This is a genomic window from Kitasatospora sp. NPDC048540 (assembly GCF_040651175.1).
In the GTDB taxonomy this organism is placed as follows: domain Bacteria; phylum Actinomycetota; class Actinomycetes; order Streptomycetales; family Streptomycetaceae; genus Kitasatospora.
This window is the reverse complement of record NZ_JBEZIR010000107.1, coordinates 23,359-31,313: the sequence shown is the minus strand read 5'-3', so window position 1 is coordinate 31,313 and position 7,955 is coordinate 23,359. Positions and strand designations below refer to the sequence as shown.

The 7,955-nt window shown below is 71.5% G+C and carries 8 protein-coding genes; 1 reads left to right on the top strand and 7 read right to left on the bottom strand.

The genetic code is table 11. The features are described 5' to 3' along the window. Positions 1 to 651: homocysteine S-methyltransferase family protein (locus tag AB0D08_RS30980; protein ID WP_359893521.1), on the bottom strand; the 651-nt coding region annotated here is incomplete at its 3' end. A 155-nt stretch (positions 652 to 806) separates the two neighbouring features. Here AB0D08_RS30980 and AB0D08_RS30975 point away from each other — a divergent pair. Then, the gene (locus AB0D08_RS30975; RefSeq protein ID WP_233288857.1) at positions 807 to 1,865 is read left to right on the top strand and encodes a hypothetical protein; all 1,059 of its coding nucleotides are present in this window, start codon (positions 807 to 809) and stop codon (positions 1,863 to 1,865) included. 30 nt (positions 1,866 to 1,895) lie between these two features. Here the strand turns inward: AB0D08_RS30975 and AB0D08_RS30970 are convergent, their stop codons facing one another. From AB0D08_RS30970 to AB0D08_RS30945, 6 genes are all read right to left on the bottom strand, one after another. Next, a complete protein-coding gene (locus tag AB0D08_RS30970) occupies positions 1,896 to 2,459 on the bottom strand; it encodes a TetR/AcrR family transcriptional regulator (protein WP_033817553.1) in 564 nt (187 codons plus the stop codon). Then, positions 2,456 to 2,818, bottom strand: a complete 363-nt coding sequence (locus tag AB0D08_RS30965; protein WP_033817554.1) for a DUF1304 domain-containing protein — start codon at positions 2,816 to 2,818, stop codon at positions 2,456 to 2,458. The genes AB0D08_RS30970 and AB0D08_RS30965 overlap by 4 nt, the downstream gene beginning before the upstream one ends. 64 nt (positions 2,819 to 2,882) lie before the next feature. Beyond that, the gene (locus AB0D08_RS30960; protein ID WP_359893519.1) at positions 2,883 to 4,499 is read right to left on the bottom strand and encodes a glycoside hydrolase family 13 protein; all 1,617 of its coding nucleotides are present in this window, start codon (positions 4,497 to 4,499) and stop codon (positions 2,883 to 2,885) included. Positions 4,500 to 4,541: 42 nt separating this feature from the next. Then, positions 4,542 to 5,411 (bottom strand): carbohydrate ABC transporter permease, encoded by an 870-nt coding sequence (locus AB0D08_RS30955; protein ID WP_359893517.1) that lies wholly within the window; start codon positions 5,409 to 5,411, stop codon positions 4,542 to 4,544. Positions 5,412 to 5,423: 12 nt separating this feature from the next. Further along, positions 5,424 to 6,371: a sugar ABC transporter permease gene (locus tag AB0D08_RS30950; protein WP_033817557.1), complete on the bottom strand. Its 948-nt coding sequence runs from the start codon at positions 6,369 to 6,371 to the stop codon at positions 5,424 to 5,426. 86 nt (positions 6,372 to 6,457) lie between these two features. Continuing rightward, positions 6,458 to 7,888, bottom strand: coding sequence for an extracellular solute-binding protein (locus tag AB0D08_RS30945; RefSeq protein ID WP_359893515.1), 1,431 nt, complete (start codon positions 7,886 to 7,888; stop codon positions 6,458 to 6,460). Positions 7,889 to 7,955: the final 67 nt, after the last annotated feature.

Below are 7,955 nucleotides of genomic sequence, written 5' to 3'. Positions count from 1 at the left end.
CAGCATCGTGCCGGTCGTCTCCACCGTCACCTGCACCAGCACCGGCAGATCCACCCCCGCCTGCACCAGCGCCCGCTTCGAACCCAGCACCGCCGCCTTCGTCTGCAACAGGTCCTGGCTGGTCTCCACCAGCAGCGCATCCACACCACCCGCGACCAGACCCGCCGCATTCGCCTGGAACCCGTCCCGCAGCAGCTCGTACGGGGCATGCCCCAGCGTCGGCAGCTTCGTGCCCGGGCCGATCGACCCCAGCACCCAGCGGACCCGGCCGTCCCGCGCGGTGAACGCGTCCGCGGCCTCGCGGGCGATCCGCGCGCCCGCCTCGGACAGCTCGAACACCCGCTCCGCAATGTCGTACTCACCCAGCGCCGCATGGTTCGCACCGAAGGTGTTGGTCTCCACACAGTCCACACCCACCGCGAAGTACGCATCGTGCACCGAACGCACGATGTCCGGGCGGGTCACGTTCAGGACCTCGTTGCAGCCCTCCAGCTGCTGGAAGTCCTCCATCGACGGGTCCTGCGCCTGCAGCATGGTGCCCATCGCACCATCCGCCACCACCACCCGGGTGGCGAGGGCTTCACGCAACGCGTCCGCACGACCCTGCTGGGCGGAGACGGTCTGGGCTGACGAGGGGACGGCTGTGGCCATGTGGCTGCTCCTGGATGCGACGGCTGTCGGCTATGCGGTCCCGGTCCGTGATCCGGCACGCACCCGGCCAGGGTATCCGTCCGGGGCCGTCCGCACGGAACCCGTTTCGCATCGTGGGCGTCCTGATGGACGCCGGACGACGACGGGGAGGGCTTGTGGGACGGGCGATACGGGCGAGGCTGCGGGCCATCCGGGCGAGGTGGCGCGGCTGGAGCCGGCGCCGCCGGATCGGCGTGGCGGCCCTGCTGGCACTGGCCCTGGTGCTGCTCCCGATCGCGGGAGCGGCGGCCGCGCTGCGGATCGCCTACGCCGGTGACCCGGCCCCCGAGGCCCGGACCCGGGGGCGCGACGCGGTCTGGCTGGGCCACGCCTGGGTGGACGGCCGAAAGGGGGACGCCGACCTCGCGGCCCTCGGCCGGCGGCTGGCCGGCACCGGCATCCGCGACCTGTACGTCCACACCGGACCGCTCGCCCACGACGGCTCGCTCGACCCCGCGCTGTACCCGAAGGCCCAGGAGTTCCTGGCCGGTGCGCACCGGGCGCTGCCCGGGGTGCGGGTGCAGTCCTGGCTCGGGGACGTGGTCGCCCCGGAGAAGGAGGGACTGCACCTGGACCGGGCCGACGTCCGCGACCGGATCAACGCCTCCGCCGTCCAGGTGCTGGACCTCGGCTTCGACGGGGTGCACTTCGACATGGAACCCGTGCACTCCGGGGACCCGGGCTTCCTGCAGCTGCTCGACCAGGTGCACGCGACGACTTCCGGGCGCGGCGTGCCGTTCTCGGTCGCGGCGCCGCAGATCGACCCGCTGCCCGGCCTCCACGCGGCCGGGCTCGCCCTCTCCGGCCACGGCAAGTGGTGGTCCCAGGCGTACTTCGCGCAGGCCGCCCGCCGGGTCGACCAGATCGCGGTGATGTCGTACGACACGAGCATGCAGCTGGAGTCGCTGTACGGCGGGTACGTCGTCCACCAGACCCGGCTCGCGCTGGAGGTGACTCCGGAGCGGGTCGACCTCCTGATGGGGCTGCCCGCCTACTGGGACGACACCTACCAGCACCGCGGCTCGGCGGAGACGGTGGGCGCCGCCGTCCGCGGCGCCCGTCTGGGGCTCGGCCACAGCACCCGGCAGTCCTTCGGCCTGGCCCTGTACGTCGACTTCACGGCCACCGACGAACACTGGACGGCGTACCGGACGGGCTGGGGCGCGGCGGGCTGACGCACGGACCGACGGCCCCGGCGCCCCCGGCTAGGTGAAGCGGGTGCGGTGGAGGGAGATGAGCAGGCGCCAGGTGTGGGCCGCCAGGGTGGCCGGCGGGGCGGCCCGAGGGGTGTGGAGCCAGTCGGCGAGGAGGGCGGTGAAGGCTCCGGCGACGGCGGTGGCCACCACCTCGGGGTGGGGGGCGCCCGCCAGTTCGCGTTCGGCCCGGCTGCGCTCCCGCAGCTGCCGGTTGAGCAGCTCCCCCAGGGGCCCGCTCCCCCCGGGGTGCAGCAGCGAGCGGTACAGCCCGGCCTGCTCCCGTACCTGTCCGAGGAACTGCTCCAGCGCGGGCGGCGGGGCCGCCGGGTCCGGGGTGCCGCGCCAGGCGTGCAGGGCGTCGACGGCCTCGCGGACCACCTCGGCGCAGGCGTCCACGGCGAGCGCCTGGAGGTCCTGGTAGTGCAGGTAGAAGGTGGCCCGGCCGAGCCCGGCCCGCCGGACCACGGCGGAGACGCTGACCTGTTCGAGCGGCCGCTGCTCGCACTCGGCGAGCAGCGCCGCCCGCAGGGCCGCTCTGGTCCGCTCGGCCCTGGGGTCGGCGGCCGGGGTCATCCGGCCACCAGGACGGCGGTCAGGGCCAGCGCCCCGGGCAGCGCCTGGGCGAACAGGATCCGCCGGTTGGCGGTGGCGGCGCCGTACAGGCCGGCCACCACGACGCAGCTCAGGAAGAAGATCTGCACCCGGTACCCGGTCGGGTCGGCCGCTATCAGGCCCCAGACCAGTCCGGCGGCCAGGAAGCCGTTGTAGAGGCCCTGGTTGGCGGCGAGCGGGGCGGTGGCGGCGGCCATCTCGGCGTCGAAGCCGGAGAGTTCCCGACCGGGCCGGCGCTGCCACAGGAACATCTCGAGCACCAGGAAGTAGGTGTGCAGCAGGGCCACCAGAGCCACCAGTACCACGGACAGGATCTGCATCGTCGGTCACTCACTCACTCGCTATGGACAGATGTCCAGTAATCATAGACAGGTGTCCACGAGATTACGAGCCGTTCAGCCAGACCGCGGTGTCGACCGGCAGCCGCCCACCGGTCAGCGGACCGCTGGCGAGCAGCACCGCGCCGTCGGCGGGCAGCGCGACCGGTTCGGCGCTCAGGTTGACCAGGCAGCGGAAGCCGCCCGCGCGCCGGAACGCCAGCACCCCGGGGTCCGCGGGCAGCCAGCCGAACCCGCCGCCCACCGCCTCCCGGCGGATCCGCAGCGCGGCCCGGTAGAGCTCCAGCATCGAGTCCGGGTCGCCCGACTGGGCCTCGACCGTCAGCGCCGCCCAGTCGGCCGGCTGCGGCAGCCAGGGCTCGACCCCGGGCGGGGCGAAGCCGTACGGGGGCTCGGCGCCGGACCAGGGCAGCGGCACCCGGCAGCCGTCGCGCCCGGGGTCGGTGCCGCCCGAGCGCAGGTGCATCGGGTCCTGGAGGCGCTCCAGCGGGAGGTCCTCGACCTCCGGCAGACCGAGCTCCTCGCCCTGGTACAGGTAGACCGAGCCGGGCAGGGCCAGCGAGAGCAGGGCGGCCGCCCGGGCCCGGCGGAGCCCGAGCGGCAGATCGGTGGGGGTGCCGAAGGCCTTGGCGGCGAAGTCGAATCCGGTGTCGGCCCGGCCGTAGCGGGTCGCGGTGCGGGTCACGTCGTGGTTGCACAGCACCCAGGTGGCGGGCGCGCCGACGGGCGCGTGGGCGGCGAGCGTGGCGTCGACCGAGGCGCGCAGCTCGGCCGCGCCCCAGGGCCGGGCCAGGAAGTCGAAGTTGAAGGCGGTGTGCAGCTCGTCGGGGCGCAGGTAGCGGGCGAAGCGTTCGGTGTCGGGGACCCAGATCTCGCCGATCAGCACCCGGGGTTCGGCGTAGGAGTCGGCGATCCGCCGCCAGGAGCGGTAGATCTCGTGCAGTTCGTCGCGGTCCACGTACGGGTGCGGCTCCCGGCCCGGGGTGAAGTCGGGCAGCGCCGGGTCCTTGGCGAGCAGGCCGGCGGAGTCGATCCGCACCCCCGCTGCGCCGCGGTCGAACCAGAACCGCAGGATCGACTCGTGCTCGGCGCGGACCTGCGGGTGGTGCCAGTTGAGGTCGGGCTGCTGGGCGGCGAACAGGTGCAGGTACCACTGCCCGGGGCTGCCGTCGGCGTTCACCGTCCTGGTCCACGGGCAGCCGCCGAACTCCGATCTCCAGTCGTTGGGCGGGAGTTCGCCGCTCTCACCGCGGCCGGGGCGGAAGTGGAAGAGGTCCCGCTCGGGGCTGCCGGGTCCGGCCGCGAGGGCGGCGGCGAACCACGGGTGGGCGTCGGAGACGTGGTTGGGCACGATGTCGACGATGGTGCGGATGCCCAGTTCCAGGCCTTCGGCGATCAGCTTCTCGGCCTCGGCCAGGGTGCCGAAGGCCGGGTCGACGTCCCGGTAGTCGGCCACGTCGTAGCCGCCGTCGGCCATCGGGGAGGGGTACCAGGGGTTGAACCAGACTGCCTGGACGCCGAGTTCGGCGAGGTAGTGCAGGCGGGAGCGGACCCCGGCGAGGTCCCCGGTGCCGTCGCCGCTGCCGTCGGCGAAGCTGCGCGGGTAGACCTGGTAGATCGCGGCGTCCCGCCACCAGTCCGAGTGCTCGGGCTGCTGTGCCACGGTGGGGCCCCTTTCAGAAGGCTGGCGATGGGTGACGGGCCGTCAGCCCTTGAGGCTGCCTGAGGTCAGGCCGGCCATGATGTTGCGCTGGAAGATCAGGAAGAACACGATGGTCGGCGCCGAGGCGATGGCCAGCGCGGCGATGATCACGTTCTGCGAGACGCCCAGCGAGAGCGAGTTGATGCCGATGTTGAGCGGCTGCTTCGCCGGGCCGGGCTGGACCAGCATCGGCCACAGGAAGTCCTTCCAGACGTTGACCACCGCGAAGATGGAGACCACGCCGAGGATCGGCCGCGACATCGGCAGCACGATCGACCACAGGGCCCGCAGCGGGCCCGCGCCGTCCATCGCGGCCGCGGCCATCAGCTCCTCGGGGATGGAGTCGAAGAAGCGCTTCAGCAGGAAGATGTTGAAGGCGTTGGCCACCGTGGGCAGCCAGATCGCCCAGGGCGTGTTGATCAGGTTGAGGTGCACCAGCGGCAGGTCCAGCACGGTGAGGTACTGCGGCACGATCAGGACGGCCGCCGGGATCATCAGGGTTGCGAGCATCATCCCCAGGATCAGGTTGCCGAGGACCGGGCGCAGCTTGGACAGCGCGTAGGCCGCCGCGACGTCGAACACCAGCTGGAGGGCGAGCGCGCCGAAGGCGTAGTAGAGCGTGTTGAACAGCAGCCGTCCCATCCGCAGTTGGCTCCACGCCTCGCGGTAGGTGTCGGTGTGGATCTCGCTCGGGAAGAGCGTCGGCGGGCTCTGGACGGCCTCCCGGGTGGACTTGAGGCCACCGGTGACCAGCCAGTAGAGCGGGCCGAGGAAGACCAGGGTGAAGACCACCACCACCAGGACGAGCACCGTCCAGTAGACGATCCGGCCGCCGCGGCGGTTCAGCTGGGTGTCGGAGATCAGGGTGCGCATGGCGGCCGCTCCTCAGTCGGCGGTGCGGCTGAGCCGCGCGTACAGTCCGGAGAAGCCGGCCAGCACGACCAGCATGACCAGGCCGAGCGCGGAGGCGCTGCCGTAGTTGTTGAAGTTGAAGGCGTACTGGTAGATCAGGTAGACCACGGTGGTGGTGGAGCCCTGCGGGCCGTTGCCGCCGGTCAGCAGGAACGGTTCGACGAACACCTGCATGGTGGCGACGATCTGCAGCAGCAGGAGCAGCGAGAGGATCAGCCGGGTCTGCGGGATGGTGACGTGCCAGATCCGGCGCAGCAGTCCGGCGCCGTCCAGTTCGGCCGCCTCGTAGAGTTCGCCGGGGATGCCCTGGAGGGCGGCCAGGTAGATCAGGGTGGCGCCGCCCATGTTCATCCAGGTGGCGGCGATGACCACGGAGACCATCGCGGTGGACGCGGAGTTGAGCCAGGCCGAGGTCGGCAGGTGCAGGGCGTGCAGGACGCTGTTGAACAGTCCGTAGGACGGGTCGTAGAAGTACTTGAACAGCAGCACCGAGGCCACCGGCGGCATCATCACCGGCAGGTAGACCAGGACCCGCAGGTAGGCCTTGGCGTGGCGCAGTTCGTTGAGCAGCACGGCGACCAGGAACGGGACGGCGAAGCCGAGCACCAGGGCGAGGAGGGTGAACAGCAGGGTGTTGCGCCAGGCCTGCCAGAAGGCCGGGTCCTCGGTGATGTGGCGGAGGTTGTCCAGGCCGACCCAGGTGGTCCTGCCGCGTCTGGTCCGCTGGAAGCTCATCACGATCTCGCGGACCATCGGGTACCACGAGAAGCAGGCGAAGCAGAGCAGCGCGCCGAGCAGGAAGCCGTGGGCCGTGAGGTTGCGGCGCACGCGCTGCGCGAGTGCGGCGCGGCGGGAGGCGGGGGCGAGGTCCGGGGGCGGGCCGGCCGGCTTGCGGCGGGCCGAGACGCTGATCGCTGCCATGGGGAGGGACTCCTGGGTCGGCTGGTCCGGTGGGTGCGGGCGGCGCGGGGGCCGGTGGGCTCGCTGCCACCGGCCCCCGCGGGCCGTTACTGGAGGCTCGCCAGGACCTGGTTCACCTGGTTCTCGGCGTCCGAGAGCAGCTTGTCGACGTTGGCGTTCCGGTCGGTCAGGACGGCGGAGACGGCGTTGTCCAGGACCTTGTAGATCTGCTGGGCGTTGGCCGGCTCGGTCTTGCCGGGGACGGAGGCGGCCAGGTAGGGCGCGTAGTTCTGGACCGGCACGGTGGCATCGGCGGCCTTGGCCTTGTTGTCGGCGGCCAGGCTGGCGCCGGTGAAGAAGAACGGCTGGGGCAGGCCGACCGGCAGGCCGGCGGTCTTGTTGCGGGCGTAGTCGAACTGGCCCTTGCCGATGGTGAGGAACTTGAAGTTGATCCAGGCGATGCCGGCCTTGATCTGGTCCGGGGTCGAGCCCTTCTTGAAGAGGTAGTCGTTGCCGCCGAGCAGTGCCGACCTGCCGCCGGGCATCGGGCCCATGCCGTAGTCGGCGTAGTTGCCCTTGAGGGTCTGCACCATGTACGTGATGTCGTCCGGTGCGCCGACGTACATGCCGAGCTTGTCGGTGGACATCTGGGTCATCAGGTCGGGCCACTTGAGGCCCTGGGTGGCGCCCATGCTGTTGTCGGTCCAGCGCATGTCGTACAGGTTCTGCAGGACCTTCTTGCCCTCGGGGGTGTTGAAGGCGGCCTTCTTGCCCTCGGGGGTGTTGAAGGCGGCCTTCTTGCCGTCCTGGTCGGTCATCGAGCCGCCGAGGCCGTACAGCTCGGCGGTGTAGTGCCAGCCGCCCTGGTTGGTGGCGCTGTAGTCGCCGTAGCCGTTGACGCCGTTGCCGAGCGCCGCGATCTTCTTGGCGTCCTCGCGGATCTCCTCCCAGCTGGTCGGCGGCTTGTCGGGGTCGAGGCCGGCCTGGGTGAAGAGCTTGCGGTTGTACAGCAGGCCCATCTTGTAGTTGGAGTACGGCAGGCCGTAGAGCTTGCCGTCGGACTTGAGGGTGGCCAGCACCGAGGGGTCGATGTCCGCCAGGGCCGGGACGGACTTCTCGTTGACGTAGGCGGTGATGTCCTCGGCGCCGTCGGCGTCGAGGACCTGGTTCAGGTCGGTGAAGTAGCTGTAGAAGACGTCGGTCTGGGTCTTGCCCTTGAGCTGGGCGGTGAAGGCGGCGGGCTCCTCGCAGGGGAAGCCGTCCTTCGCGTTGACCGTGACGTTCGGGTAGAGCTTGTTGAACGCGGCGACGTCGTCGGCCCACTGCTTGCGCTCGGCGGCCTTGGTGACCGGCGGCTGGCAGTCGATGCTGATCGTCACCTTGGTGGCCGGGTCGAGCGGGGCCGCGGCGTCCGAGCTGCCGCCCTTGGCGGCGGAGGTGTCCGCCGTCCCGGAGGAGCTGCAGGCCGCGGCGGTCAGGGCCAGGCCGGCCGCGGCGGCGAGGGCGACGGATCTGCGGATGAGCCGGTCTCTGTTCATGCGGGTGGACCCTTTCGAGCACGTGGGCAGCGCGAGGGCGCGGGAGTAGCCCGTGATTTCCGGTGGG

Excerpts from the sequence above, each read along its gene's own strand:
- AB0D08_RS30950 (WP_033817557.1), bottom strand. The coding sequence starts at position 6,371 with ATGGCAGCGATCAGCGTCTCGGCCCGCCGCAAGCCGGCCGGCCCGCCC.
- AB0D08_RS30955 (WP_359893517.1), bottom strand. The coding sequence starts at position 5,411 with ATGCGCACCCTGATCTCCGACACCCAGCTGAACCGCCGCGGCGGCCGG.
- AB0D08_RS30945 (WP_359893515.1), bottom strand. The coding sequence starts at position 7,888 with ATGAACAGAGACCGGCTCATCCGCAGATCCGTCGCCCTCGCCGCCGCG.
- AB0D08_RS30965 (WP_033817554.1), bottom strand. The coding sequence starts at position 2,818 with ATGCAGATCCTGTCCGTGGTACTGGTGGCTCTGGTGGCCCTGCTGCAC.
- AB0D08_RS30970 (WP_033817553.1), bottom strand. The coding sequence starts at position 2,459 with ATGACCCCGGCCGCCGACCCCAGGGCCGAGCGGACCAGAGCGGCCCTG.